At 42.1% G+C, this 25292-nt stretch carries 28 protein-coding genes; 22 read left to right on the forward strand and 6 right to left on the reverse strand.

What is annotated here, in order from left to right; translation table 11 throughout:
* Nucleotides 1–24 precede the first annotated feature (24 nt).
* On the forward strand, nucleotides 25–966 hold the full coding sequence (locus IGJ44_RS04795) for a magnesium transporter CorA family protein (RefSeq protein ID WP_167826847.1): 942 nt from the start codon (nucleotides 25–27) through the stop codon (nucleotides 964–966).
* A gap of 72 nt (nucleotides 967–1038) precedes the next feature.
* Here IGJ44_RS04795 and IGJ44_RS04800 read toward each other — a convergent pair whose 3' ends face one another.
* From IGJ44_RS04800 to IGJ44_RS04810, 3 genes are all read right to left on the reverse strand, one after another.
* Nucleotides 1039–1890, reverse strand: a complete 852-nt coding sequence (locus IGJ44_RS04800) for a carbohydrate ABC transporter permease (RefSeq protein WP_010747711.1) — start codon at nucleotides 1888–1890, stop codon at nucleotides 1039–1041.
* Entirely contained in the window at nucleotides 1880–2752 is an 873-nt protein-coding gene (locus IGJ44_RS04805; protein ID WP_270287932.1) for a carbohydrate ABC transporter permease, read from the reverse strand. Before IGJ44_RS04805 ends, IGJ44_RS04800 begins: the two co-directional genes overlap by 11 nt.
* A gap of 91 nt (nucleotides 2753–2843) precedes the next feature.
* Entirely contained in the window at nucleotides 2844–4103 is a 1260-nt protein-coding gene (locus IGJ44_RS04810; RefSeq protein WP_087627106.1) for an ABC transporter substrate-binding protein, read from the reverse strand.
* 407 nt (nucleotides 4104–4510) lie between these two features.
* Here IGJ44_RS04810 and IGJ44_RS04815 point away from each other — a divergent pair, with 407 nt between their 5' ends.
* The 3 genes from IGJ44_RS04815 (at nucleotide 4511) to IGJ44_RS04825 (ending at nucleotide 6448) form a co-directional block, all read left to right on the forward strand.
* A complete protein-coding gene (locus IGJ44_RS04815) occupies nucleotides 4511–4759 on the forward strand; it encodes a GlsB/YeaQ/YmgE family stress response membrane protein (protein ID WP_005225422.1) in 249 nt (82 codons plus the stop codon).
* 184 nt (nucleotides 4760–4943) lie between these two features.
* The gene (locus IGJ44_RS04820; protein WP_430606214.1) at nucleotides 4944–5345 is read left to right on the forward strand and encodes an Ohr family peroxiredoxin; all 402 of its coding nucleotides are present in this window, start codon (nucleotides 4944–4946) and stop codon (nucleotides 5343–5345) included.
* Between the two features lie 77 nt (nucleotides 5346–5422).
* Nucleotides 5423–6448, forward strand: a complete 1026-nt coding sequence (locus IGJ44_RS04825) for a hypothetical protein (protein ID WP_430606215.1) — start codon at nucleotides 5423–5425, stop codon at nucleotides 6446–6448.
* Nucleotides 6449–6508: 60 nt separating this feature from the next.
* On the opposite strand, the gene IGJ44_RS04830 is transcribed toward IGJ44_RS04825, so the two are convergent.
* Entirely contained in the window at nucleotides 6509–6853 is a 345-nt protein-coding gene (locus IGJ44_RS04830) for a peptidase (RefSeq protein WP_005225425.1), read from the reverse strand.
* 292 nt (nucleotides 6854–7145) lie between these two features.
* Between IGJ44_RS04830 and pepA the strand changes: the two genes are divergently transcribed.
* The 4 genes from pepA (at nucleotide 7146) to ytpR (ending at nucleotide 10343) form a co-directional block, all read left to right on the forward strand.
* On the forward strand, nucleotides 7146–8222 hold the full coding sequence (pepA, locus tag IGJ44_RS04835) for a glutamyl aminopeptidase (RefSeq protein WP_151195856.1): 1077 nt from the start codon (nucleotides 7146–7148) through the stop codon (nucleotides 8220–8222).
* A 134-nt stretch (nucleotides 8223–8356) separates the two neighbouring features.
* Nucleotides 8357–8677, forward strand: coding sequence for a thioredoxin family protein (locus tag IGJ44_RS04840; RefSeq protein ID WP_026008043.1), 321 nt, complete (start codon nucleotides 8357–8359; stop codon nucleotides 8675–8677).
* Between the two features lie 12 nt (nucleotides 8678–8689).
* On the forward strand, nucleotides 8690–9151 hold the full coding sequence (locus tag IGJ44_RS04845; RefSeq protein ID WP_005225429.1) for a universal stress protein: 462 nt from the start codon (nucleotides 8690–8692) through the stop codon (nucleotides 9149–9151).
* A gap of 577 nt (nucleotides 9152–9728) precedes the next feature.
* The gene (gene ytpR / locus IGJ44_RS04850; protein ID WP_167826844.1) at nucleotides 9729–10343 is read left to right on the forward strand and encodes a YtpR family tRNA-binding protein; all 615 of its coding nucleotides are present in this window, start codon (nucleotides 9729–9731) and stop codon (nucleotides 10341–10343) included.
* Nucleotides 10344–10411: 68 nt separating this feature from the next.
* Here ytpR and IGJ44_RS04855 read toward each other — a convergent pair whose 3' ends face one another.
* On the reverse strand, nucleotides 10412–11716 hold the full coding sequence (locus IGJ44_RS04855) for a S1C family serine protease (protein WP_167826843.1): 1305 nt from the start codon (nucleotides 11714–11716) through the stop codon (nucleotides 10412–10414).
* A gap of 373 nt (nucleotides 11717–12089) precedes the next feature.
* Here IGJ44_RS04855 and rlmH point away from each other — a divergent pair, with 373 nt between their 5' ends.
* From rlmH to IGJ44_RS04900, 9 genes are all read left to right on the forward strand, one after another.
* Entirely contained in the window at nucleotides 12090–12569 is a 480-nt protein-coding gene (gene rlmH / locus IGJ44_RS04860; RefSeq protein ID WP_060791768.1) for a 23S rRNA (pseudouridine(1915)-N(3))-methyltransferase RlmH, read from the forward strand.
* A 138-nt stretch (nucleotides 12570–12707) separates the two neighbouring features.
* On the forward strand, nucleotides 12708–14357 hold the full coding sequence (locus IGJ44_RS04865; RefSeq protein WP_167826842.1) for an McrB family protein: 1650 nt from the start codon (nucleotides 12708–12710) through the stop codon (nucleotides 14355–14357).
* Entirely contained in the window at nucleotides 14347–15639 is a 1293-nt protein-coding gene (locus IGJ44_RS04870) for a 5-methylcytosine restriction system specificity protein McrC (RefSeq protein ID WP_430606218.1), read from the forward strand. Before IGJ44_RS04865 ends, IGJ44_RS04870 begins: the two co-directional genes overlap by 11 nt.
* A gap of 124 nt (nucleotides 15640–15763) precedes the next feature.
* A complete protein-coding gene (gene truA, locus IGJ44_RS04875; RefSeq protein ID WP_005225435.1) occupies nucleotides 15764–16501 on the forward strand; it encodes a tRNA pseudouridine(38-40) synthase TruA in 738 nt (245 codons plus the stop codon).
* A 42-nt stretch (nucleotides 16502–16543) separates the two neighbouring features.
* Nucleotides 16544–17302 carry a type I methionyl aminopeptidase gene (gene map / locus IGJ44_RS04880; protein ID WP_005234612.1) on the forward strand — a complete coding sequence of 253 codons (759 nt, stop codon included), beginning with the start codon at nucleotides 16544–16546 and terminating at the stop codon, nucleotides 17300–17302.
* An 87-nt stretch (nucleotides 17303–17389) separates the two neighbouring features.
* Nucleotides 17390–17488 carry a type I toxin-antitoxin system Fst family toxin gene (locus IGJ44_RS04885; RefSeq protein WP_074534955.1) on the forward strand — a complete coding sequence of 33 codons (99 nt, stop codon included), beginning with the start codon at nucleotides 17390–17392 and terminating at the stop codon, nucleotides 17486–17488.
* Nucleotides 17489–17833: 345 nt separating this feature from the next.
* Complete coding sequence (locus IGJ44_RS04890; RefSeq protein ID WP_151195775.1) at nucleotides 17834–18001, forward strand: PTS glucose transporter subunit IIA; 168 nt, start codon at nucleotides 17834–17836, stop codon at nucleotides 17999–18001.
* A gap of 259 nt (nucleotides 18002–18260) precedes the next feature.
* On the forward strand, nucleotides 18261–18551 hold the full coding sequence (locus IGJ44_RS04895) for an AbrB/MazE/SpoVT family DNA-binding domain-containing protein (RefSeq protein ID WP_077452908.1): 291 nt from the start codon (nucleotides 18261–18263) through the stop codon (nucleotides 18549–18551).
* The gene (locus tag IGJ44_RS04900; protein WP_016610020.1) at nucleotides 18545–18895 is read left to right on the forward strand and encodes a type II toxin-antitoxin system PemK/MazF family toxin; all 351 of its coding nucleotides are present in this window, start codon (nucleotides 18545–18547) and stop codon (nucleotides 18893–18895) included. Before IGJ44_RS04895 ends, IGJ44_RS04900 begins: the two co-directional genes overlap by 7 nt.
* A gap of 315 nt (nucleotides 18896–19210) precedes the next feature.
* Here IGJ44_RS04900 and IGJ44_RS04905 read toward each other — a convergent pair whose 3' ends face one another.
* A complete protein-coding gene (locus IGJ44_RS04905; RefSeq protein WP_370447890.1) occupies nucleotides 19211–19618 on the reverse strand; it encodes an Lrp/AsnC family transcriptional regulator in 408 nt (135 codons plus the stop codon).
* Between the two features lie 120 nt (nucleotides 19619–19738).
* Between IGJ44_RS04905 and IGJ44_RS04910 the strand changes: the two genes are divergently transcribed.
* The 5 genes from IGJ44_RS04910 (at nucleotide 19739) to IGJ44_RS04930 (ending at nucleotide 25123) form a co-directional block, all read left to right on the forward strand.
* Nucleotides 19739–20284, forward strand: a complete 546-nt coding sequence (locus IGJ44_RS04910; RefSeq protein ID WP_205821234.1) for a cysteine hydrolase family protein — start codon at nucleotides 19739–19741, stop codon at nucleotides 20282–20284.
* Between the two features lie 313 nt (nucleotides 20285–20597).
* Nucleotides 20598–21521, forward strand: coding sequence for a peptide-methionine (S)-S-oxide reductase MsrA (gene msrA, locus IGJ44_RS04915; RefSeq protein ID WP_167826840.1), 924 nt, complete (start codon nucleotides 20598–20600; stop codon nucleotides 21519–21521).
* A 348-nt stretch (nucleotides 21522–21869) separates the two neighbouring features.
* Entirely contained in the window at nucleotides 21870–23231 is a 1362-nt protein-coding gene (locus IGJ44_RS04920; protein ID WP_005225442.1) for a hypothetical protein, read from the forward strand.
* A gap of 16 nt (nucleotides 23232–23247) precedes the next feature.
* Nucleotides 23248–24471, forward strand: coding sequence for an amidohydrolase family protein (locus tag IGJ44_RS04925; RefSeq protein ID WP_167822964.1), 1224 nt, complete (start codon nucleotides 23248–23250; stop codon nucleotides 24469–24471).
* A gap of 244 nt (nucleotides 24472–24715) precedes the next feature.
* Nucleotides 24716–25123 carry a helix-turn-helix domain-containing protein gene (locus IGJ44_RS04930; protein ID WP_016613633.1) on the forward strand — a complete coding sequence of 136 codons (408 nt, stop codon included), beginning with the start codon at nucleotides 24716–24718 and terminating at the stop codon, nucleotides 25121–25123.
* Nucleotides 25124–25292 lie beyond the last annotated feature (169 nt).

The raw sequence follows: 25292 nt of genomic DNA on the forward strand, positions 1-25292 counted from the left end.
GAATTAGAAAAGGAGCGAGTCACCATGTTTCAGTATTACAAAATGGAAGACCGAAAAATAAGGAAATCTTCGGAGGAGGATTACAATTGGCTAGTGGTTTCTGGCACAGATCCAGAGGAACAACGACACTTGTTAGATAAGTATCAACTGCCTGAAGATATTTTTATTGGCGCCAATGAACCGGAAGAAGTGTCACGTTTGGAATACTTGCGCAACACCAAGTTAAATCATCCGATTCTCTATACCTTGATCGATTTGTCGGAAGTGACACAAGATCGGATCGAAGACCGTCTTGAGCCTGTGACTTTTATCTACACCAAAGATCTATTGATCACGTATGTCTCCCATCAATCCAATCTGATCAAACGATTGATCGAAAAGCATGAACAAGATATTCAACGGTATGAAGATATTGTTGCCTATTCGACGTTGATGATCTACACCCATTACATCAAAGGTTTGCAGGAGATGAAGAAGCAAATCGATGATTTGGATCAAGCAGCCCGTAAAACGACGGAAAACAAGGAATTGTTTAACTTAGCCGATACCGAGCGAGACATGGTCTATCTTGATCACACCTTGCGGGACCAAAACCATACTGTCGATCGATTGATGGATCGCAAAGAATTTTTGGATCGTTTGGATAATGAAGCCCTTGTTTATGACATCAAGCTGCGGCAAAAATTTGCCATGAAAATGGTCACTATTTATCGCGACTTGTTAGAAACCATCGGTGGCTTGTTCTCTGATATGATGGACAACAATCTAAACCATCTGATGAAATACTTAGATTCTGCGGCATTAGTGGTGGCTGTGCCGTCCTTGATCGCGGGGCTATGGGGGATCAACACCGGGGGACTGCCAGGAAAAGACAATGCCATCGGCACGATCATTGTCTTTGGTTTGGCTATATTAGTCGGCATTTTAACTGCCGTCTACTTGTCACGAAAAGACTTTTCAAAATAAAAAGCGCCGCTGCTCTGTTGCACCATTCATCCATAAAAGGAGAAAGGTGTGACGAAGCAGTCGGCACTTTTTTTATTTTAGTCCGCTGTCTAAATTGCTATCGAGAATCCAGCGCTGAAAGGCGAGGAAGACCAGCAGCAAAGGCAAAATGGAAATTACCGAGGCAGCGATCAAAATCGTCCAATTGATATTTTCCGCGCCCACCAAGCTGCGGATCGCCACTTGCAAGGTGTATTTTTTCGGATCATTCAAGACGATCAAGGGCCAGATATAATCATTCCACCGCCACTGGAAGGAAAAGATCCCCAGTGTCATAATGATTGGTCGGGCAATCGGCAGCATGATTTTCAAAAAGATCATCCCATCCGAAGCGCCATCGATACGGGCTGATTCAATCAGATCGTCAGGAACGGAGACGAAAAAGGTCCGAAACATAAAGATACCAGTTGCTGTATTGATGGAAGGGATGATGATCCCCAGCAAGTTATCATATAAGCCTAGCGAACGAATGACGGAAAACGTTGGGTTCATGATAACTTCCGTCGGCAGCATGGTGGTGGCGATGATACAGATGAAGAAAAAACGCAACCATTTGGCATCGTATTTTGCAAAGGCATAGCCACAGGCGGCGCTGACTAGGATCGTCAATAAAGTGGTGACGACCGCTGAAATCAACGTATTATTGAAGTAACGAAAGAAATCCAATGTCGTCCAAGCATCAATAAAGTTTTGAATGGTTGGATTTTCAGGAATGATTTTCAAGGGATAAGCAAATAATTCGGTTCCTGGTTTAAAGGCACTCAATAAGAACCAAAGCAGTGGGAAAAGGTACAGCAGGGAAGTGATGATCAGTGCCAGCGTTAAAAAAAACATCGCTGACTTTCTTGTGACAGGTCGTTTGGTTTTGATGGTCTTAGATGTCATTCTTGCCGCCTCCAATCTTCATTTGTGCTAAGCCTAACAGTAAAAGAATCACGAAAAGTACCATGGAGGCAGCACTGGCATAGCCGACCCGCATTTTGTCAAACCCAGTCGTATAGATATATTGCACGATCAACATGTTGTCGGTTCCTGGACCACCATTGGTCAGCGATTGCACGAGGGCGAACTCTTTCATAGCGCCGATCGAAGCCAATAAGATGACCATAAAGGAAGTCGGCCGCAGCATAGGCAAGGTGATGTAGCGTAATTTATGCCCAAAGCTGGCGCCGTCGATCTCGGCAGCTTCATACAATGAGCGAGGGATATTTTTCAAAGCTGCAGTAAATTGCAGCATGTTAAAGGCAGTCCCGCCCCAGATGGCAGCCAAAATAATGACAGAAAAGGCAGCATTCGAGTCGGTAAACCACGGGACAGTTTGTTGTCCTGCTTGCTCTAGAATAAAGTTGATAAAGCCAAAGTTTTCACCAAACAACCATTTCCAGATAACCCCAGCGATGATCCCAGAGATAGTCCATGGTAAGAAAAAAATGATCTTTGCGAGAAATTTGCCTTTCGCCAGCTGACTGTTCAACATCAAAGCGACGGCGAGAGAAACGACATAGATGCTTGGGACCAGAATGATCACATAACGAAATGTACGAAATAGTGCTTTATAGAAGCTGGCGTCTTGAAACAATTCTTGATAATTCGCCAAACCGATAAAATTGGCTGTCGCAAAGCCTTTATAGTCGGTTAACGAGTAATAAAGTCCTAAGAGTGCTGGAATCAAAAAGAAGATAATGAACAAAATGATGCTTGCGCCAGTGAATAGCAACGGCCATTTGTTTTTTTGTAAAGTACTCACAGAAAATTCCTCCTCCGACGATCGTATCAGCAACAAAGAACCCGCAGTCTGCAAAAAGTCAGACTATGGGTTCTTTGTGGTTGAACGTCTGTTATTTCTTCAAAAACCCATCATTGTAATCCTTGATCGTCTTGTCGATTGCCTCATCTAATGTAATTTCATCATTTAATACTTGCACGATGGCATCACGGTAAGCCCCTGTCAATCCAGTGTAGCCTTTCATACTCATCGTCACTTGATCGGTAGTTTGCTTGCTGCTGATTGGTTGAGCAGCGGCTGCGATCTCTTGGTTGTAGATTTCATAAGCATCCTGGCCTTGTTCATAGTCGACCGTCAAATCTTCCACCGCAGGTAAGTAGCCAGCATAGGTACAAAGCTGTTTGTAATTTTCTTCTTCGTACAACCATTTGATGAATTTTTCGCCTTCTTCACTGTTTTTACTATTGTTGAAGCCGGTGATGAAGTTGCCGCCCATATTGACCGCGCGGGTCTCTTCATAAGGAGAATAGGTGGATTGCCAGTTAAAGTTGCTGATGTTGGTAGAAAAATCAACGATCTGCCAGCTGCCAGAAAAGTAAGCTGGAACACGGCCGCTCTTGAACATAGCAGAAGCATCTTCTCCAGAGGTCCAAACCGATTTTGGCATCACTTCGTCATTGTTCAAATCAACAAATTTTTGCAAAGCCGCTTTCGTAGCATCATCGGTCGTGTAAGAATCACCGCTGTCATCTAAAAAGAAATCTTGTCCCCCGTATTGATAGGTGAAAGCCCGTAAACGGTGATCCGACGCGTCCATGACCATGCCGTATTTGGCATCGGTTTTTTCAACGACTTCATTGATCGCAGTTAAAAATTCATCCCAAGTCCAAATATCCTCTTCCGAAGTGGGGTAGGTCACACCAGCTTCGTCAAACAAATCCGTATTGATAAACAACCCAGTGGCAGTGACATCAGAAGGGAGTGCTTTGACGACATCTGCTTCATCTTTGATCGTCATCGATTCCAATGTTTTTGCCTCACTGGCAATGTCTGATAGATCCATCAGATAGTCATTCCAGTCAGGTTGAACGGTAGAAACCCGCACGACTTCTGGCGCATCATCCGCTTGAACAGCTTTGGTGATCTTTGTCAGCAAGTCCGCATAAGGCACATCGGTGACTTCGACAGTCACACCAGTTTCTTCCTTGTATTTTTCCGCCATTTTCGAATAAGCGCCGCCTTCACTGGTATCTCCAGAAACGAACATACGAATCTGCTTGTTCTCGCTGGCACTGTCACCACTGCCGCAGCCAGCGACCCCTAACATCACTGCCGCCAAAGACAAAATTGAATACCCTATTTTTTTGTTCATTTTGTTCCTCTCCTTTATTGAATGATTTTTTGTCCAAAAAAACGTTTCCAATCGAAAACGATCGAAACGTCCCCCAATGAAAAATAGCTGATGTACTGAAAAGATAGCAGTCCTAGGACTGATTGAGGAGTGAAAAGTGCCAATTATCTGACAAAATAAGAGTGGTTCTCCCTCAGTTTAGCGGATAAGATGCAAAATACAAAATAAAACGATTTCAAAAAATGCACCAATACTAAAAAAAACGAATTAAAGCTCTTACAACGATAATTAGGAAGTACTGATAAACGTTAATATAACAAGGTTTGAAAATTTTTTTTGCAAATTGAGTGCAAATCTTTTGTCTAAAACGGGGATTAAGCGTAACATAATATGTGTAATAACTACTTAAAAGAAAGAAGGAGAAAAATATGCATTGGTTATGGGTATTAATCGTAGGAGCTATTATCGGTTTGATCGCCGGAGCTATCACAAATAAAGGTGGATCAATGGGTTGGATCGCCAACATCGTTGCAGGTTTAGTAGGTTCAGCTATTGGACAAGCGATCTTAGGTTCTTGGGGTCCATCACTTGCTGGAATGGCAATCGTCCCATCAATTATTGGTGCGGTTATTGTAGTTGCTGTTGTTTCATTCTTCTTAGGACGTTCAAACGGCTAGTCCATTCAGCAATTGTTTTCATTCATTTATTTCGGGTAGGAACTACCTTGAATAGACAGGCAAATCCAGAGTTTCTGGGTTTGCCTTTTTTGTTTTTTAAAAGGATGCATAAGCAATCCCTTTGTCAGATTAGAAAATTGTCGTTACACTTGAAGTAGGTCAAAAAAAGAAAGGAAGAGGTTCAATGAAAAAGCAATATGAAACAGCGATGATCAATCGAGGCGGACGTGTCGGAGAGGTCGAGGCACCAAACGGTAGTTTTCACCTGAAAATCGACAAGCCAGGTCTTCATAGTGAAGGGACCAATCCAGAGCAATTATTTGCCGCAGGCTATGCTTCATGCTTCAACGGTGCCGTACAGCATATGCTGAAAGAGCATAACATCGAATCCGAATCCGAAGTTAAAGCAAGAGTGTCTTTGTATCAGCATGAGGACGGTAGTTACCAAATCGGCGTGATTTTAGAAGTATCGTTACCAGGCGTTGAAAAAGCCGAGGCAGAGAAAATCGCAGAAGAAGCCCACGATTTTTGTCCGTATTCTCGTGCCACTCGCGGCAACATTGATGTCGAAGTTCGAGTAGTCTAAGCAGTATTACGAATAGGCAAACAATAAGCGGTTGGGAAATCAGCCGACAAGAGGGAATTCATCAAGGAGGCCAATCAATGAGACAAACAGAGAGCTTGCTGCTTTTGGGCGTGTTTGTGGTTGGCCTTTTTGTGATGTACAGGCTAAAAAAGCACCGACAGGCGCGCCACAACCAAGCACTGGCAGCTCAACTGAAGCGTTATCCCAGCGTGCGGCAAGCGTGGCTGGCAGCCGGGGCAAACAGGGAAGCAGTCCTTTTGGTTCCAGGTTTAAAAGAAGCCACTGCCGCAGTGGCAACGACGAAAGCAGAAACGAGGCTGCACAAGCATGCGAATCAGTGTGAAGCAATGACCCCACAAGGGTTGGCTGTTTCCGAGGACTATTTGTTCCTCTCAGCGTATTGTTCGCAGCAGGAACATCACTCACAGCTTTATATAATAGAAAGAACGAGTGGACGGCATCTGAAAACGGTAGTTCTGCCAAAACGCCCCCATGTCGGTGGACTAGTCTTTGATCGAGCAACGCAAATGCTGTGGCTAACCATTACAGGGAAAGGAATGGGGCGCGTGGCGTGTGTTTCTCTACAAGCACTGCTGGAAGATGATTCCTTGGCAACCAATCAGCCTATCGCTTATCAGCAAGTCATCGAATTGGCAGGCATCACTCACAGCTCCTATTTGGCAGCCGATAGCGGTGAACTTGTCTCAGGGACCTTTGCCTTGAAACAAGGAGGCGTGGTGGCGAATTATGCGTTGCCTGTTCTTTCAGCCAGCGGTCGCAAAACGCCTCCTCGCATCAAGCCGCGTAAGAGAAGGGTCACCACCACGAAAGTCCAAAGTATCGCCTTTACCACTGAATACATGTTGCTGGCACGTTCCTTTGGACCAGGGTCGGCGGAGTTATGGGTCTTTTCAAAGGATGTAACGGTGCTGACCCGCAAACATGCGTTGCGGCGCATCAAGTTTCCCCATTACCTTGAACAGATCGTGGTAGAAAAAGGACAGCTGTACTGCTTGTTTGAAAGTGGGGCATGGGCGTATCGGCAAAAAGGCGGCAGCATCGATGAAGTCGTGGTATTGGATCTTGCGACCTTGCTCCAGTAAAAGCACTGCTTAAAAAGAAAAAAGACCAGCCTCTTAAGAAGCTGGTCGTAAGTGCAGTGATTAGTCCACGATTGCTCGTTGGATATCTAAGACGGTACCTGTATGAGCATCTGCCAAAAATTCATAGGTGACAAGCTGCCCGTCTTCGGTGCGGGTGATGCCGCCAGTATATCCTTGGGAAGTGATCGCAAATTTGCGCAAAGGTTGTTTTTCGAAATTGATCCAAGAACCTTCGATCGGTCCTTCTTTGATAAATGCTGCTTTTATATTGTCTAAGACATCATCGGCATTCATGGCTTGCCTTTTCTTCAACCAGATCGTTGAAAAAATCCCTCCTGCAAAGCCAAGACCTAAACCGATGGTCAGTCCATTTTTAAAATAATGCAATGGATGCTCATTCTCCATCTAATGTCCCTCCTAAAGTAAGTTTTCCCGAATGTTTTGATCTCGGTGAAAGCACAGGTTCTCTTAACAATAGTTTACCATAGTTTAGAAATATTCTATAAGAAAAATAACCAACAATAGAAATTTGCGCTATAATAAAGAATATCAGTAGGAATAAGGAGGAAGAGAGCACATCCGTTGTTTCACCCAAAAATTGCTGGAAAACACAGCAACAGCAAGCGTTGCTTTTTCAAAAAAAGCAGCTTTGTTTCTTTAGGGCAGCAAACAACCGATCCGTGTTTCTCGAATGATCATGGAAGAAAAAACATTTCAACGCATCAAAGAACTAACGGAGTTACAAGGAACCAGCGGGTTTGAACACGACGTGCGGGCGTATATGCGTGAAGCGATGACCCCCTTGGTGGACGAGATCCAACAAGACGGCTTAGGCGGCATCTTCGGTTTGCGTCACCACCAAGAAGCAGATGCACCGCGAGTGATGTTAGCTGCTCACATGGATGAAGTTGGTTTCTTATTGACGACGATCACCGATCGCGGCTTATTCAAAGTCACTCCTTTAGGCGGATGGAACCCTTATGTGGTTTCTGCTCAACGCTTTACATTGAAAACAGCGAAAGGCGATTATCCATGTGTTTCTTCTTCAGTACCGCCACATTTGTTGCGAGGAAGCAGCGGTCAAAAAAATGTCGAAGTCACAGATATTTTGTTTGATGCTGGGTTTGAATCAAAAGAAGAAGCAGAAAGCTTTGGTGTACGTCCTGGCGATACGATCGTCCCACAAGTGGAAACCATCAAAACAGCCAATGGGAAAAACATCATCTCGAAAGCTTGGGACAACCGTTACGGCTGTGCAGTCGTATTAGAAGCACTTGAAGCCTTGAAAGAGGAAACGTTAGGCCATACGCTGATTGCTGGTGCCAATGTTCAAGAAGAAGTCGGCTTACGAGGTTCTCGTCCGTCTGTGACGAAATTCAAACCCGACTTGTTCTTTGCGGTCGATTGCTCGCCAGCAGATGACACAGTCACCAAAAATGGCACCTTTGGTCATCTAGGGGCAGGGACTTTGATGCGAATCTATGATCCAGGCATGATCATGTTGCCACGGATGAAAGAATTCTTGTTGGATACAGCAGAAACCAACAACATTCCGTACCAATACTTTGTTTCCAAAGGCGGTACCGATGCTGGTGCGGCACACATGGCAAATGAAGGGATCCCAAGTTCAGTCATCGGTGTTCCTGGACGTTACATCCATACTCACCAAACCCTATTCAGTATCGCTGATTATGAAGCGGCACGGGAAATGGTGATTCAAGTCTTGAAAGGTTTGGATCGTTCAACCGTTGATACGATCTTGGCAGGACAATAAGCGAGAACGAACGAAAGCAAAGAGACAGCCATCCGTTGTCTCTTTTTTTTCTGCAGGGCTTTCCAAGATCAGCATGTCAGTTGGTAGTCCCTGAAAGAAAGGTGTATACTGAAAGAAAAGAAAGTGGTGAGCATTTGATTATTCCAAAAGATTTAGCAGAGTTAGCAACATATGTGGAGAAAGGCAAAAATGTCTTCTTTTTCACCGCCGATTGGTGTGGCGATTGTCGATACATCAAACCGCAATTGCCTGAGATCGAAGCGGACTTTCCAGATCTTCAATTTATCGAAGTCGACCGTGATGAATACATGGATGTAGCGGTTGAATGGAACATTTTTGGGATTCCTAGCCTCGTCGTTATCGAAGACGGCAAGGAGCTGGGACGGTTAGTCAACAAGGATCGCAAAACCAAAGAAGAGATCGAAGCCTTTTTAACCAGCGTACAATCAGCATAGGAGGGGAAAAAGATGGAAGCACAAAGATATCAAAACATTTTAGTAGGGATCGACGGTTCAGATCAAGCGATGTCTGCCTTCAAAAAAGCAGTGGAAGTCGCTCGTCGAAACCAAGGGAAGGTCTATGCCGCAACGATCATCGACCAGCAAGTGCCGACCATGATGGGCTATGCACCTTTGGATAGTTCCATCTTGGAACAAGAAAAAGATACGGCGAAAAATCTGATCGACGACTGCAAAGCTTATGCAAAATCAGTGGATTTTGATTTAGTAGAAGGCATCGTTGCGTACGGCTCCATCAAAGATGCCCTTGCCACTCAATTACCAGACCAATACGACATCGATTTGATCATGGTGGGGCAATCTGGGCTGAACGCAGTGGAACGCTTCATGATGGGGAGTGTCGCCAGCTTCGTTATCCGTGAAGCCCGGTGCGACGTGCTGATCGTATCGCCTGAAGAAACAAAAGCGTAAGGTCATTTTTTGAAAAATAAACTTGTCGTTGCTGTGTTCTTTTTCTTAGAGAAGATGGCAGCAAAAGAAGACAAGGGTTAAAAGAAAGTTCCTGAGAACCAGCGATGTTTCACTTGTTAGCAAAGCATTGTCTTTCGCTGATGAGCTGCAGCTGGTTCTTAGGTTTTTTTGTGCTCGTTTTGAGGGAAGATATCTGTCGCTGTTGTCTTGTTACATAGGTAGTAGTGCCAAACAGATTTTTTTAGAACTAGCGTTTACCGGCTCGTTAGCAAAGCAGCGTCTTAGCTAATAAGCCGCAGCTGGTTCTTAGTTTTTTTCTGTATCCGTTTTTTGGGAAACTTATTGTTGTTGCCTTCTTTCGTAGAAAGTAGTTCTACCAGCAAGTTCTTGAGAAGCCGCGGGTTCTGCTCCTTCGCCAATCCTCAACCTAAGCCAGCCAGCAGAAGTTGGTTCTCAGGCGTTTTTTGTCTTTGAAAATGAGTAGAATTTCAAGGAAAACAAAGAAATTCCATGACGGATGCCGAAAAATTTGTTAAGATTATGGGCGGAATGTGTAAGTACCTAAGGAGGAAAAAACGTGATTTTTGCTTATAACAAAGAATATGTCAGTGATACACTGCTTGCCATCACAGCAGATGATAAAGGATCAGAACAAACCGTCGAACGCAACGGCAATGTTGCCCAAATCAAAAATGAAGAAGGCACGATCGTCGGCTGGAACTTTTTTGCGATCTCAGAAGTGATGACGATCGAAGGCCGTGGCCAAGTGACGTTGACGAAAGAACAAATCCAACAATTGAACACCATGATCAAAGAAGCAGGATTCAGCGAAGAACTGCCAGCAGATACAGAACCAAAAATCGTCGTTGGCTATGTGAAGTCTTGTGTGGAACATCCAGACAGCGACCATCTGTCTATCACGGAAACAGAAGTTGGAGATGGGGAAGTCTTGCAAATCGTCTGTGGTGCTGCCAATATCCGTAAAGGCTTGAAAGTCGTTGTCGCAAAACCTGGGGCAATGATGCCAGATGGCTTGATGATTTGGCCAGGGACGCTTCGTGGCGTAGAAAGCTTCGGAATGATCTGCTCTGCTAAAGAACTACATTTAGAAGGTGCACCAATGAAAAAAGGCATCCTTGAGCTGCCTCAAGATGCCGTTGTAGGTGAAGCTTTTCCAGTCGGTAAAGCCTAAAAAAATGAACTGCCGCTTCCTGTTTTTGCGGCAGTTCATTTTTTGATTGTTTCGATTGGTTTTGGTGATTAGTTGCTGCTATCTGTTGATTGTTCGTTGATCGACGTATCAACGGAAAGTTTTACTTCTGCTGTTTTTTCTTCATCGCCACGATAAAAGGTTACAGTGATCGTGTCACCGACTTTGTGTTTGTACAACGCAGATTGCAGATCCGTTGTTGTGCTGACTTCTGTGTCATCGATCTTCGTGATAACGTCATATTGTTGCAATCCTGCTTGTTCTGCTGGTGTTGCATTGTTGACTGAGTAGATCACAACGCCAGAAGTTACGGATGAAGGAACTTTCAAGATTTGTTCTTGTTGTTGTGATGTGATGGAACCTAAATCGATCGTTTGGATACCTAGTGCAGGGCGAACCACTTTGCCGTCTGCTTCTAGTTGATTGATGATTTCAACGACATCGTTACTTGGGATCGCAAAGCCCATCCCTTCGACACTAACACCTGAAGCAGAGCCAGAGGTGCTGGCGATTTTACTTGAGTTGATCCCAATCACTTGGCCATCAACGTTGATCAGTGGACCACCAGAGTTCCCTGGGTTGATCGCAGCATCCGTTTGGATCGCATTGATACTGATCGTACCACCAGATTCGTTTTGGCTTGTTACTTGACGATTCAAGGAAGAAACGATCCCTTGTGTCACAGAGTTTGCGTAGTCAGAGCCTAGAGGAGAGCCGATCGCGATGGCTGGTTCGCCGACTTTCAAGGCACTTGAATCACCAAATGTTGCGGCAGTCGTCACATGCTCTGAAGAGATTTTCAATACAGCTAAGTCTGTGTAAGCGTCAGTACCGACCAATTCAGCTTTGACTTTCGTACCGTCTGCTAAAACAACTTCCAAACCGTCTTGACCTTCAACGACGTGGTTGTTGGTTACGACATAGGCATCGTCGCCATCGATTTTGTAGATGACCCCACTCCCTTCAGAAGAAGCTTCTAAAGCACTGTCGTCGTCGCTTTGGCTATCGCCTTCACTCTGTTCGCCTTGCTGACCAAAGAGGCTGTTCCAGTCGTTGCTTTGACTTTGTTGTAGATTAATGATGGAAACGACAGAATCTTGTACTTTTTCAACTGCCTCAGTGACATCGCTAGTCACATCAAGTTTTACATTGGATACTTGGGTTTGTCCGTTAGAATCTTGGACCCCGCTGTTGGTCGTGGCTTCTGGTGTTGAAGTCAAAGAGGAACCCATTGCCAGATACAGACCGCCGAAGGTCAATAAACCGCCGACCATACCGCCTAAAATCCCAATACCTAATCGTTTTAATAAACCAGGAGAAGTTTTCTTGCCTGGTGTGACATATTTTCTTGCCATTACTATTTCCCCCTTAATGAATAATTCGTTATAATCAGTATATTCCTTCTATCTGAGATTAGTCTACTAAGAGATTTTGAAAAAAATATGAAGAAGTTGCGTAAGAATCTGTTTCAAACGATGAAATTTTCTTCGCAAAACCCGTTCATTTTTGAATAAAAATAGCAGGGGAATCTGGGGAGAAGCAAAGGTCTGTTTATCCACAGTGTGTGGACAAACTTGAAAGCTTTGGTTGGGTGGATGAAGAAACCCTTGAAGTGTCGCGGTTTTATAGATAATATAGAAGAATTTCAAAGAAAGTCAAAGTGTGTAAAAGGTTGTGGATAGCATTGTCCACATTTTCATAAAATAAGGGGATAACGAGGAGGAACCTATGAAAATCAAAATCGTCACGGTAGGAAAATTAAAAGAAAAGTACCTCGTTCAAGGAATCAACGAGTACGCCAAGCGATTGGGGGCATACGCAAAGCTTGAGTTTGTCGAAGTATCGGATGAAAAAGCACCAGAAACCTTGAGTGAAGCCCAAATGCTGCAAATCAAAGAAAAAGAAGGACAGCGCATTTTAGCCAAAATCAAAGACACCGAATATGTCTTTGCCTTAGCGATCGAAGGCACCAACCCCACCAGCGAAGCCTTCGCCAAACAAATCGATCAACTCGGCATCCAAGGAAAAAGCCAACTGACCTTCGTCATCGGCGGCTCCCTAGGCTTAAGCCAAGAAGTCATGACCCGCAGTGATGCCAAAATCTCCTTTGGCAAAATGACCTATCCTCATCAACTCATGAAGTTGATCTTATTGGAGCAAATCTATCGCGCGTATCGAATCAATACGGGGGCGCCGTATCATAAGTAATAAGAGTATAATCATCAATTGAAGTATAGCTTTTAAATGTAAGTTGAACTATTTATTTAGCTGTAATCATATAATAAACCTAATTTATTGAACTATTATCAAGGCATATTATGAGTGACATATTATGGAGGAATCGAAATGAGCAGTGATAACCGAATTGTGGAATTATGTGAAGTGGTTTCTGAGCTGATTGAATTTAGTGATTGGTGTTATGAGGAAAATAATGGCAATTATAATGAAGATCGAGCAAAGCGGAATAAGTTTATTACAGGAAAACGGAAGATTGATAGAAATTCTTCCATTATTATAGATGACTTACACTTTGGATGGAATTACAACCAAAATAATGCTGGAAAAAAACTTTGGCCAAAAGGTTTCCTTAATACTGGTTACAATAATATTTCTTACGATCGCAGTGATGAAAATAATAAAAAATTGGTTTTTAGTGTAAATAAAGAGATCAAAAAAGAGATTTATTTATTGTCAGATAGACCTTTTACTTCTGAGATAAAAGAGATAGTTAAAATATTTTGGAGCTTTATGGACGAGAAAAGATCAAAAAATGTAATGACAAAGAAACAAAAATATCTATTAGAGATATCGGATAGACTGATTAAGACCAAAAATATAATTTTGCGAGGAGCTCCTGGAACAGGGAAAACCTTTATTGCTAATCAAGTTGCTGCAGATATAGTTTCAAATGGTAAAACTACAGAAATGAATGAATTAAATGAAGATGAAAAAGGTAGAATCGGTTTTGTCCAGTTTCATCCAAGTTACGATTACACTGATTTTGTTGAAGGACTGAGACCCTCAACATCAGAAGATGGTGTTGTAAGTTTTACTTTGAAATCTGGGAGTTTTAAATCATTTATAGAAAAAGCATTGAAACCTAACACGAGCGATAATCAATCTGATTTTGATGAGGCTTGGGAAAAATTTTTCGACACGGTGACGGAAGCGAGTGCTGATGGTGGTTATAATAAACTTAAAACGTTAACTGGAAAACCAGTTCATAATCTGTTTGCTTACGAAAGAAATGAAATTCAAGGAGTATATCCTGAGAATAGAAATATCTACCTGAATCACGATCAAGTCTACAATGTTTACCGAGGTTTACCTGGAACACCTAAAGGGGGATTTGATACTTACCGCAAAGCTATTGTAAAACATTTAAAAGAAGAATTTGGATTGAGAAACTATATAGAATCAAGAAAAGATTCATTTAATAATCAAAATTATGTTTTCATCATTGATGAAATTAATCGTGGTGAAATCTCTAAAATTTTTGGAGAGCTTTTCTTCTCGATAGATCCTGGATATCGTGGGAACACTGCAGGTGTATATACGCAGTATGCAAGTATTCATACAAATCCAGAAGAGAAATTTTTCATTCCAGATAATGTATATATAATTGGGACGATGAATGATATAGATCGATCTGTAGATACATTCGATTTTGCTATGCGTCGAAGATTTTCGTTTATAGAAATTACTGCTAAAGAGTCAGCAGATAATATGTTATCTCGTCAAGAAACAAAAGAAATTATGATGCGCTTGAATGAGGCAATTGTAAATAGTGAAATAGGAGGGTTGTCGACAGACTATCAGATTGGTGCTAGCTATTTTTTAGGTATAGATTCTGATGAAGAATCTATTGAAGACTTGTGGCAAACAAAACTTTATCCACTATTAAAAGATTACTATCGTGGCGATTATAAAGCTTCTGATAAAATTGAAAGTTTGACAAAGATATACTTTGGACTTGGTGATTCTGATGAAAGTTAAGATGCTTTATGACAATGAAGTGATCAATGATTCATTGACTGAGCACCCGATTATAAAAAAGCTAATTAATCATGATTTGAAAAGTTTAGATAGACAGAAATTCATTATATTTCCTCAACATATCAATGAATCGAATGATCTAAAAGAAGATAATATGATTTTTCAATCAAGAAATGGAAAAATATGGACATGTAATGTTGTAGGCATTTTTAGTGGTTCTAAGGACGAACTTAGAATTAATTCTAGATTTAGTAATAGAACGATTAATGAAGATTACTTTTTGAGATATATGCTCCAAAAAGTTTTAAATTATAATGTGATTGAGGATTCAATAAGCTCATCAGAGAAAATGTCTTACTATAATATGTTAATTTTTTTATTTCCGTACTATCTAGAAGAAGCGATGAGAAAAGGTGTATACAAAGAATATGTTAAACGGCAATATAATAATACTAATATTAGCGGCACCATAGATGTCGCACGTCACGTGCGTTCAAATATTCCTTTTATTGGAAATGTTGCCTATCGTACAAGGGAATTCAGTTACGACAATAAATTGACCCAGCTTGTACGACACACGATTGAGAAAATTCAAAATGAATATCAATATATACTTAATAATAATGATAGTATAAAAAAATATGTGAGCCTAATAAAGCAAACAACTACTACTTATTCTAAACTAAAACGTTTTGAAGTTCTTCAGTCCAATATTATGCAACCGATCCGACACAGTTACTATGCTGAATACGCGGCTCTCCAGAGACTATGTATTCAAATTCTATCGGAAGAAAAATCTGGTTTTGACAGTGATCACCAGCAGATACACGGTATAATTATAGACATATCATGGTTATGGGAAGAATACATTGGGAAAGTTACAGGTTGGAAACACTATGGTAGAAACAAAGAGTTAGCAACTATAAATCTATTTCAGAATTCAAGACGATCTCCTCGGTATCCAGATTTTTCTGTTGGAAACTTGCCAATTGATACAAAATATAAAAAGAACCTTGATACTAGGAACGATTACAATCAAATGACAACTTATATTCATATCATGAACAAAGAGAAAAAAGGAAAGATAAGGGGAGGTTTCATACAGCCTACCTCAGATGTTAATCCTGAAAAACATGGTTATAAAAAGTTGGGGATTTTGTGTGGGTTTGGCGGAGAAATGTTTACTTATAAATTCTTTATACCTCAAGAAGCTTCAAGCTATTCTGAATTTTTAAATAGAATAAGAATTGTAGAAGAAGAGCTTAAGAAGGAATTTATATGACCAAGTGAAAACGGACTTTTATTTAGAAGGTAATTGAAGACCTCTATGTTGATGGATGATACAAAAGGATAAAAACATTATCACAACTATCCACCGATAGTATCGGTAAAAAGGAGCAACAACCATGCGAAATATCAAATTAACGATTGAATATGACGGCAAGCGCTACTTAGGGTGGCAACGACTAGGAGATTCTGAAAAAACGATCCAAGAAAAAGTTGAAGGGGTCATCAAATTATTGACGGGAGAAGAAATTGAGATCGTGGGTTCTGGTAGAACCGATGCGGGCACGCATGCTCGAGGACAAGTGGCAAATTTCAAGACGACCCATCAAATGAGTTTGCCAGAGATGCAACAGTTCTTTAACCGCTATTTGCCACAAGACATCGTCGTCAACAAGATTGAAGAAGTGCCTGAACGATTCCATGCACGCTATCACGCCAAAGGCAAGCAATACAGCTATTATGTTTGGAACAACGCGATCCCATCAGTCTTTGCTCGCAATACTAGTTTTCATTGCCCGCAGCCCCTTGATTTGGAAAAAATGCAGCAAGCGGCTGAGAAGTTGATCGGCACCCATGATTTTATCGGCTTTTCTGCATTGAAAAAATCAAAAAAATCAACGGTGCGTACGATCGATGAAATCACCATCACACCAGAAGGCGACCTATTGAGGTTTACCTTCAAAGGCAACGGCTTTTTGCATAAAATGGTCCGAATCTTGACAGGCACACTGATTGCCATTGGCGATGGCACACTGCCACCAGAAGTGATCGATCAAGTGTTAGCCGATAAAGTACGACAAGCAGCTGGTGAAACAGTGCCTTCTCATGGCTTATTTCTAGATGAGGTGTATTATTAAAAGAAACAGGGTAATGGCTATTTAAGGAAAGGAGATCATCTATTGATCACATTAAAATCCCCACGAGAGATCGAACAAATGAAAACTTCTGGTCGTATCTTGGCAAGTATTCACGAACAGCTACGAGAGAAAATTGTTCCCGGTATCACCACGAACCAAATCAACGCCTTTGTCCATCAACAGATAGAAGCTGCAGGGGCAACAGCCGCGCAAATCGGGTTTGAAGGCTATGAATTTGCGACGTGTATCAGTGTCAATGAAGAGATTTGTCATGGTTTCCCTTCAGAATATGTTTTAAAATCAGGCGATGTCGTTAAAGTCGATTTTTGTGTCGATTACAAAGGGGCAATCTCTGACAGCTGTTGGACGTATGCGGTAGGAGAGATTTCACCAGAACATCAAGCACTGATGGAAGTCACGAAAGAAGCCTTGATGAGAGGCATCGAGCAAGCACAGGTCGGCAACCGAGTTGGCGATATTGGTTATGCGATCCAAAGCTTCGCTGAAGAAAAAGGGTATGGTGTCGTGCGGGACTTTATCGCTCACGGCATTGGCCCAACCATTCATGAAGAACCATTCTTTCCTCATTTCGGGTTACCTGGCAAAGGAATTCGGTTGAAAGAAGGCATGACGATCACTATCGAGCCGATGATCACGACCGGCACTTGGCGCATGAAGATGGACCCGAACGGCTGGACAGCACGCACCATTGACGGCAGTTATTGTGCCCAATATGAACATTCGATCGCCATCACCAAAGAAGGTCCAGTCATCATGACGTTGCAAAAGGAAGAAACGTGAACATCACTTATTGTCTTTGAAAAATAACTGTGTGTATTTTGCGTAACATGTATACTTTCTACTCCCCCTGTGGAGGGTGTAGTGTATATGATTTATCTATCGTTGGTTGTCGCACCAATTGTTGTTGGTATAGTCATCGAACTATTTTCTCACTGGTTGGATGAGAAAGACAAAGACGATAACTAAGCAAGTTGCTATCCAACTCACATGCTAGCAGTCGCAACTAGCATAAACAAGGCGCTCCCTTTCGTCGCGGTTAGGGAGCGCCTTTGTGCTGCAGTGCTATAAACTTTCTATCGTTTCGCAAGGTTATTATATCACAGGAAAAATAAAAAACTACCCGTGATATCCATTCGAATAGATAAAGAAAACCTAATAAATTTGAAATCTAATTACCTCTACTTCTATTTTCCGAAATATGGATGGTAACCCCCACTTGAGGTATTACCGTGAAAAAAATAGTCTATAGTAGGAGTTACTGTTTTCTCTTTTTTTTAAATAGAGAAAAATTTAAATTAGGTGTACATGTAAGTGATAAATTCGGATAAAGTAAACGACCCAGTATTTTCTGATAAAGCCATGGGTGACGGTTTTGCAGGTATTCCTATTGAGAAAATTGTTGGCTCCCTGATTAGTGGGAAAGTTAACTATTTTTTCGAACTAGCTATGCTATCGAATATAGAACACATGAGGGAATAAGTAAGGGAGGGACAGCAATCCCTGTTGTTTACTACTTACTTGCATCCAAATATTGTTAATACCTAAAGAGCGTATCAACGTGGTTATAATCAAATCGTTTATGTCAGTCATTGTCCTGCAATTTGACATTTCGGCATACTACAAATTTTTATTAGCACAGCAGAGTCCACTTTTGAGAACGATTCTTTTTAATGGAATTTAGGCGAATTGACCAAAAAGGATAATTATGTATATACTCCGTCGCGATATATGTTATACTATGTATATACAGAAAGAGGTGTCGCGCATGGAAATGTTACCTATAAAAAAATGGGGCAATAGTAACGGTCTTAGATTGCCAAAGTACATTATGGAGTATCTTGGCATTCATACAGATGACAAAGTGAAGATAATACAAGAAGAAGTAAACGGGCATAAACGGCTAATCATCGAAGCGGCAAATGTAGAAAACGAGTTAACGATTGAAGAGTTATTTGAAAACTACACTGCTGAGAAAAATCATGTGGAAATTCAACATTTAGGTGAAGCAGTAGGGAATGAAAAATGGTAAGAAAACCTAGACAAGGGGATATTTTGTTATTGGATACAGCTCCTCGTGCTGGACATGAACAAACGGGAAAAAGGCCCTATATTGTTTTAAGTCATGACATGATTGCAGATTATAGTAACGTTGCCACCGTTGCTCCGATTTCTAGTACAAGTAGAAACTATCCGTTATATGTAAGTATTGATCCAGATTATGGAATGAAGACAACAGGAAAAGTATTGTTGGATCAATTAACGACAATTGATTATGAAGCCAGAGCGTGTGTTTTTTTGGAAAAAGCACATGAGCACTTGGTTGATGAGTTGTTGATGAAAGTTAGAACAGTATTTCAAAAAGTAAGTAAATAAAAACAGCATGCTCATCTTATCGATGTTGACCATGCTGTTTTCTTTTATTCTATAAACGCTTTGTCTCGTAACATTACACGCCGTACAATCTTTGAGATACTAGCTCTATTCCCGTGATCCTGAACGATATTTTTATAAACAAGGCAACGGGGGGCGCTTTTGTGTCTGCACTAGCAGTCTTAATACTTTATGCTTGGCGATGTTTGAATTCGGCACGCTGCTGCTGGGCATCATTGCGAAAATTTCGACGATCAAGACTTTGATGAATATATCAAGGAATCTAATGGATGTAGGACTAGCCCACAGCGGCTAACATCAATCATCCCCATGATTGAGTTTGTCAGCCACAAAGGTTTCTACACTATACCGGCCCCATTTTGAGAGACTCTCTATAAACAAAGGGAAGGTTACATCTGTAAAATGACTGACCAAGAGATAACAAGCTTGACCCGAAACTTTATGAAAGACCTCAATTTCTTTGTATTGATTCACGAAGGCTTCAAAAGCTGTATAGCGATTTGAATCCATAAAAAACCGGATGTATTGCGTACTTGGGTAGTTTACTACAATACTAAATCGCTGAATGATTCCCTCATCTTGCAATTTCAAGATCCGATTGCCCACGGCTTGTCCCGTCAGGTGGACCATTTCGCCGATTTCTTTGTTCGATAATTTACTGTTGTGTTTCAGGATAGCTAGGATTTGTTCATCGATGATGTCCATAAGGGTTCCTCCTTTCATAATGAAAGTAAATTGACTTTATCTTTTTCAAGAGACGCTTTGTTGTAAGGTCATATGTATTTATACTGGATTATAACAAATAAGAAAAGAAATGGTGATTCTATGAAAAAAGCTTTAGTAATTATTGATGTCCAAAATGACTATTTTAAAGAAGGAAGAATGGCCCTTCATTCCCCTGAACAGGCGCTTGCAAACATAAATAAACTAGAAGCTTCTTTTATCGAAAAGCAACTCCCGATCATCTATATCCAACACATCAACGATCAAGAAGCAGCTGATTTTTTTGAACGAGGGACCAAAGGTGTGCTGCTGCATGAACAGTTAAAAACAACGCATTCTTCTATTATTATCGAAAAGCACTCTCCTAACTCCTTCATTGAAACAAATTTAAAAGAGACGTTAGACTCTTTAGGTGTCCAACAAGTTGTCATCACTGGGATGATGACGCATATGTGCATCGATTCAACCACAAGAGCTAGTAAAGAACTCGGTTATCAGCCCATACTGATTTCTGATGCTACGGCAACGAAAGCATTAACATTTGAAGCACACGAAATTCCTGCGGAAGCTGTTCAACGAGCGTTTTTATCGGCGTTGGAAACCTTCTCTACGGTGATGAAAACCGATGACTATTTAAACGGATTGTAGAAAAATTGCGTATTTACCAACAAAGGCAACGTTCATTTGCATTGAGTGGTTCTTGATCACTCTTTGAGATCGGCGATCCTATCTCATTCCGCTTCAATGTTTCTAAAAAAATGAATACCCAATTGCGTACACACCAATGATACTGAGCTGATCCCTCAGAGGATGAATAAGAACTAACCCATACAAAAGCCAAAAACGTTCGAGGATTTTTCTCGAACGTTTTTTGGGCATCAAATTGGGCGAATCGGCGAAACTATGGTACAGTGCAACCAAACAAGGAGCGAAAGTCGCTCCTTCATGAGGCAAAGGGGCAATGGTGATGAAGCAAAAAACGATGGCGTGGCTGTCAGAAATCTATAATTTGATCTTGCATCCTGGCACAAGACAGTGGGAACGAGAACAACTGGTGCAAGCAAAAAATACACTGGAAACTCAGCTGGCGACCAAACAAAAAGCAGGCAAACACGAAAAAGAATCGACAAATAGCCTTGAAGACCAACAGACCAAGCGGGTTTTGGAAAAACTAGAAGCGTCGTTGCGTCCTTTGGCACTGAGAAACAATCTGACCCCGAATGTCGCAGAGTTTTATCAAACAATCAGCCAGTCAGCACCGAAAAAGGCAAGGAATGAAGAAACAAGCAAAGCCCAACCAGCAGAAGTTTCCGTGGAGCCGACCGAAACAGGTGGAAAAGCACAAGAAGTGGCTATTTTTGCTGGCGGCTGCTTTTGGTGTATGGTAGAGCCTTTTGAAGACCAGCCGGGTATTCTTTCCGTCTTGTCGGGGTATACCGGGGGAACAGTTCCGAATCCGACGTATGATCAAGTACTTAGCGGAACAACAGGGCATGTCGAAGCGGTAGAGATCATTTTTGATCCCGAAACCATCACCTATCAGGACTTGTTGCAGTTGTATTGGCAAGTGACTGACCCGACAGATGCTTTCGGACAATTTCAAGATCGCGGTAATTTTTATCGCCCAATCATTTTCTATACGACTGCTGAACAGGAAGTGTTTGCGCAAGGAGCCAAAAAGGAACTAGCCCAATCTGGTTATTATCAGCAACCCATCGTGACTGAGATCCGCAAGGCCACGCAGTTTTGGCCAGCGGAAAACTACCATCAAGCATTTTACAAGAAACAGCCAAAGCGCTACCAGCGGATCAAGCGAGCGCGCAAACAACTGATGCTTTTTTATCGGCTGAAACGCTGGACAAACCGAGGAAAAAAACGATCATAAACAGAAGATCACTAAAAAAAGCGGGCTCCAAGAAAAGGGCAAAAGGATCAAAGGAAGGCTCTTTTCTCCACAAGTCGCGCTTTTTTCTGCGCTTTTAGCCAATTGGATAAAAAACGTAGATTTATTTTAGAATAATGTCCAAAGAAAGCGTTAACAACAAGAATTATAATAGAGAAAGAAAAAGTGGCGAAAAAGGTCGAAAAAGCAGGTGTCTTTTGCTTGGTTCCTTTCTTCGAGGAAAGAAGGTGGGAAACACCAGAGAAAAATCAGCGGAAAAATCAATCGGCAACACCCCATAGCAACACAACATTTATTATATGAAGGTTCATATAAGTTAGGAGAAATGTGATGAAAAAAAAGGGAACATTCGTCTCACTGTTTATGGCTCTCATTCTTTTTATCTTTTCAGAAAGAACAGTGTTTGCGGCAGAAGCGATCAATGAGATCGTCGCACCAACAGGAGTCAAAGCATTTCTAGTACTGATTCCATTAGTGTTAGTGCTGGTTTTGCTCTTTAAAAAAGTAGATATGATCATTGCTGGCTTGATTGCTGGGATCTTGGCGATGATTATTGGCGGGATCAGTTTAGCTGAAGCCAATTCCCAACTGTTGGAAGCTATTCCGACGATGTTGAGTATTACGGTGCCAATCATCAATTCCGCTGTAGCGATGGCGGTCTTTAAAGCGGGCAGTTATACGGCGGCCTTAACCTTAGCCAAAAGAGGAACCAAAGGAAAAGTAGAATATGTGGCTGGTTTTATTGTCATCTTATTGGCAGCAGCGACTTATATGTCTGGGATCGGCGGCGGGAGTGCAATGGTGATCGCACCGTTAGCATTTGCGGCAGTTGGGGTGGTCCCCGAATTGATCGCAGCGATGTCGTTAGCGGCAGCGGTCTCCTTTACGACCTCTCCTGCCTCTTTGGAATCTAGTATCGTGTCTGAACTAGGCGGCTTTAGTGTCGCTTCTTACGTCGATCAAATGCGCCCATTTTGGTTGTTATTCGTTGGTTTGGCGATTTTATTGGCATTCTTCGGAACCAAGCGTCGTCATCTAGGCTTCAAAGAATCAGCCAACCAAGAGTACGAAAACAAAAGCAATGGCGAATTGTTCAAAACGACACTGCCTGCGATCTTCTTGCTTTTTGCGGTCATCTTTGGCCCGTTGATCAATGACCTGATCGGCTTTGTCCTCTTTACACCGCTAGTTTATATGGTGGTCACGTTGGCGTTGATTTTTGTTTGTACCGACTTTTCGATGAATCAATCGGTGGAAGCGATGGTGGACGGATCCACGTATATTTTGACCCGCTTGTTCCAAGTGGGAATCTTTTTAGCCTTCATCAACGTGATCGCTGAAACGGGGACGTTTGCTGTAATTGCCGGTGCGGCACAAAATGCCCCCGCAGCGATCGTCGTTCCCGTGGCGATCTTGACGGGTGTCTTGATTGGGATTCCCGCGGGTGCCTATGTCGGCTCCGTTTTAACACTCGTGCTACCAGTTGCCGTTTCATTAGGCTTCCCAGTCTTAGCTCTTGGCTTTGTAACGATGGGGGTTGGCCTCGGCAGTCAAATGAGTTTCGTCAACATTACGATGCAGGCTCTATCTTCTGGTTTCCAAATTCCGATTCTGGATGTAGTCAAAGGAAACGTGAAGTGGTTGAGTTTAGCAGCCGTATTATTATTAGTCATCGGCTTAGTGTTTGGCTGATGGATAGGAGGAAAACATGGATTTATTGATCAAGCAAGCACGTCTTGAAGACGATGCAGAATTAGTAGACATTGCAATTTCAGAAGGAAAAATCACCGCAGTTGCACCCAACATTGAAGAATCAGCAGCAACAACGATTGAGGCGAAAGGCAAAGTGGTGATCCCTGGATTGATCGAAAGCCATATCCACTTAGACAAAGCCTTGATCGCCGATCGTGAGCCCAATAATTCAGGTACGTTGCAAGAAGCGATCCAAGTTACGGCAAAGCTGAAACCGACCTTTACCGAAGAAGATATTTATGATCGAGCGAAACGTGCATTAGAAATGCTGATCGTACATGGCACGACTGCTGTGCGCACCCATGCCGAATTTGATCCAGCACAAGGCTTCACAGGGTTTGACACCATCATGCGCTTAAAAGAAGAATACCGCGACTTGATCGACATTCAGGTCGTTGCCTTTCCCCAAGAAGGGATTTTTAAAGCCCCAGGGACGGATAAAATGATGATCGAAGCGATGGAAAAAGGCGCCGATGTCGTTGGCGGCATTCCTTACAATGATGCGCCAGCCAATGAACACATCGACTTGATCTTTGAGATCGCCAAACGATTTGACAAAGACATTGACTTGCATCAAGATTTTGCCGACGAAGCAGACGATACATCGATCGTCTATCTGTGTGAAAAAACCATCGCAGAAGGCTACCAAGGTCGGGTATCAGTAGGACACTTGACTGCGCTGCACGCCATGGAACCAAATCAGCTGGCAGAAGTCATCGATTTGATGGTCAAAGCCCAAATCAATGTGATGCCGTTGCCTGCGACCGACTTGCACTTAGGTGCTAGAAACGATGCCTACAACGTTCGCCGTGCCGTGACGCCGATTCGCAAACTACGTGATGCTGGTGTGAATATCTGCTTAGGCAGCAACAATATCCGAAACGCCTTTACACCCTATGGCAATGGGGATTTGATCCAAATCGCTATGTTGGCTGTGCCAGTGGCGCATTTAGGCGGCGCCGATGACTTGCCGACGGTCTTGCCAATGATTACGACCAATACCGCTAAAGCATTAAATATCAAAGACTATGGGATCGCTGTTGGCAACCGCGCAGATTTGATTCTTTTAGATACCCAGAAAAAAGCCGATGTGCTGATCGATATTCCTGAACGTTTGATGGTCATCAAAAATGGCCGCATCACCGTGGAAGTCAAAAAAGAAGTGACGATCCACCGTTAGCAACAGGTCATGTTTTCTTAAGTAGTACGATTTATTCGTGCTGCTTTTTTGTCGTAGTATAGTCGAAATGAAAAATCATTTTCTAGTCATTTGTTCTTTTTTCAACTATGATAGAAAGAAAACCGCTATCACGGAGAGTTCGTTTAAGAAAATCCTGTCAAAACTGTTTGACAATGCCGTAATATCAATGGATTTGAGCAGAAATCACAGCAGGTCTGCGTTAAGGTAGGAGAAGGAGGGCAAGATGACGATTGGGGAAGCACTAAAGAACCATCGAGTCACACAGCAAATGAGCCAAGAAGAAGTAGCAACAAAAATTTTAGTGACCCGCACATCGATCTCAAATTGGGAAACCGGCAAGACGGTACCCGACAGTTTGAATTTATTAAAACTGAGTACCCTTTATGGGTGCAGTGTCGATGAGCTATTAAAAAAGGAGCGAGCAGGAATGAAAAAGAACTTTCGTACGATGACCTATGGTGCTGGATTGAAAGATGGAACGATGCGTTTGAAAATCGAGACCGATGCCAGCAAGTTTTTCCCAAAAGGGGTGGAAGTCAAAGCATCTGTCGATTTAGAAACCGGAGAAGTGACCTTTTTTGTCGAGCAAGAAGATTTGAAAAAACTGAAAGCAGCCACTGACGAAAAATAAATTTTTTATGCAGTATTTTGCTGAATTTTGCTTGGACAAGAAAAAAAAGTGATGGATAAAAAAACACGAGCCCAGCTGCGTCGTGTTTTTTTATGTGGGATGAAAGAGGGCTGAGACAATCGATGAAAGCTGATTCTACTTTTTCTTTTCTGCTATTTTCAAGGTTTGT

The sequence above is a fragment of the Enterococcus sp. DIV1368d genome, assembly GCF_050542975.1.
In the GTDB taxonomy this organism is placed as follows: domain Bacteria; phylum Bacillota; class Bacilli; order Lactobacillales; family Enterococcaceae; genus Enterococcus_D; species Enterococcus_D casseliflavus.

Coding starts and splice junctions, on each gene's coding strand:
- IGJ44_RS04825 (WP_430606215.1), top strand. CDS start 5,423: ATGAGACAAACAGAGAGCTTGCTGCTTTTGGGCGTGTTTGTGGTTGGC.
- IGJ44_RS04800 (WP_010747711.1), bottom strand. CDS start 1,890: ATGACATCTAAGACCATCAAAACCAAACGACCTGTCACAAGAAAGTCA.
- IGJ44_RS04795 (WP_167826847.1), top strand. CDS start 25: ATGTTTCAGTATTACAAAATGGAAGACCGAAAAATAAGGAAATCTTCG.
- IGJ44_RS04815 (WP_005225422.1), top strand. CDS start 4,511: ATGCATTGGTTATGGGTATTAATCGTAGGAGCTATTATCGGTTTGATC.
- IGJ44_RS04905 (WP_370447890.1), bottom strand. CDS start 19,618: ATGGACATCATCGATGAACAAATCCTAGCTATCCTGAAACACAACAGT.
- IGJ44_RS04885 (WP_074534955.1), top strand. CDS start 17,390: ATGATTTATCTATCGTTGGTTGTCGCACCAATTGTTGTTGGTATAGTC.
- IGJ44_RS04855 (WP_167826843.1), bottom strand. CDS start 11,716: ATGGCAAGAAAATATGTCACACCAGGCAAGAAAACTTCTCCTGGTTTA.
- IGJ44_RS04865 (WP_167826842.1), top strand. CDS start 12,708: ATGAGCAGTGATAACCGAATTGTGGAATTATGTGAAGTGGTTTCTGAG.
- IGJ44_RS04910 (WP_205821234.1), top strand. CDS start 19,739: ATGAAAAAAGCTTTAGTAATTATTGATGTCCAAAATGACTATTTTAAA.
- IGJ44_RS04845 (WP_005225429.1), top strand. CDS start 8,690: ATGGAAGCACAAAGATATCAAAACATTTTAGTAGGGATCGACGGTTCA.
- IGJ44_RS04870 (WP_430606218.1), top strand. CDS start 14,347: ATGAAAGTTAAGATGCTTTATGACAATGAAGTGATCAATGATTCATTG.
- IGJ44_RS04820 (WP_430606214.1), top strand. CDS start 4,944: ATGAAAAAGCAATATGAAACAGCGATGATCAATCGAGGCGGACGTGTC.
- IGJ44_RS04810 (WP_087627106.1), bottom strand. CDS start 4,103: ATGAACAAAAAAATAGGGTATTCAATTTTGTCTTTGGCGGCAGTGATG.
- rlmH (WP_060791768.1), top strand. CDS start 12,090: ATGAAAATCAAAATCGTCACGGTAGGAAAATTAAAAGAAAAGTACCTC.
- truA (WP_005225435.1), top strand. CDS start 15,764: ATGCGAAATATCAAATTAACGATTGAATATGACGGCAAGCGCTACTTA.
- IGJ44_RS04900 (WP_016610020.1), top strand. CDS start 18,545: ATGGTAAGAAAACCTAGACAAGGGGATATTTTGTTATTGGATACAGCT.
- IGJ44_RS04930 (WP_016613633.1), top strand. CDS start 24,716: ATGACGATTGGGGAAGCACTAAAGAACCATCGAGTCACACAGCAAATG.
- IGJ44_RS04830 (WP_005225425.1), bottom strand. CDS start 6,853: ATGGAGAATGAGCATCCATTGCATTATTTTAAAAATGGACTGACCATC.
- IGJ44_RS04895 (WP_077452908.1), top strand. CDS start 18,261: ATGTATATACAGAAAGAGGTGTCGCGCATGGAAATGTTACCTATAAAA.
- pepA (WP_151195856.1), top strand. CDS start 7,146: ATGGAAGAAAAAACATTTCAACGCATCAAAGAACTAACGGAGTTACAA.
- msrA (WP_167826840.1), top strand. CDS start 20,598: ATGGTGATGAAGCAAAAAACGATGGCGTGGCTGTCAGAAATCTATAAT.
- IGJ44_RS04920 (WP_005225442.1), top strand. CDS start 21,870: ATGAAAAAAAAGGGAACATTCGTCTCACTGTTTATGGCTCTCATTCTT.
- IGJ44_RS04925 (WP_167822964.1), top strand. CDS start 23,248: ATGGATTTATTGATCAAGCAAGCACGTCTTGAAGACGATGCAGAATTA.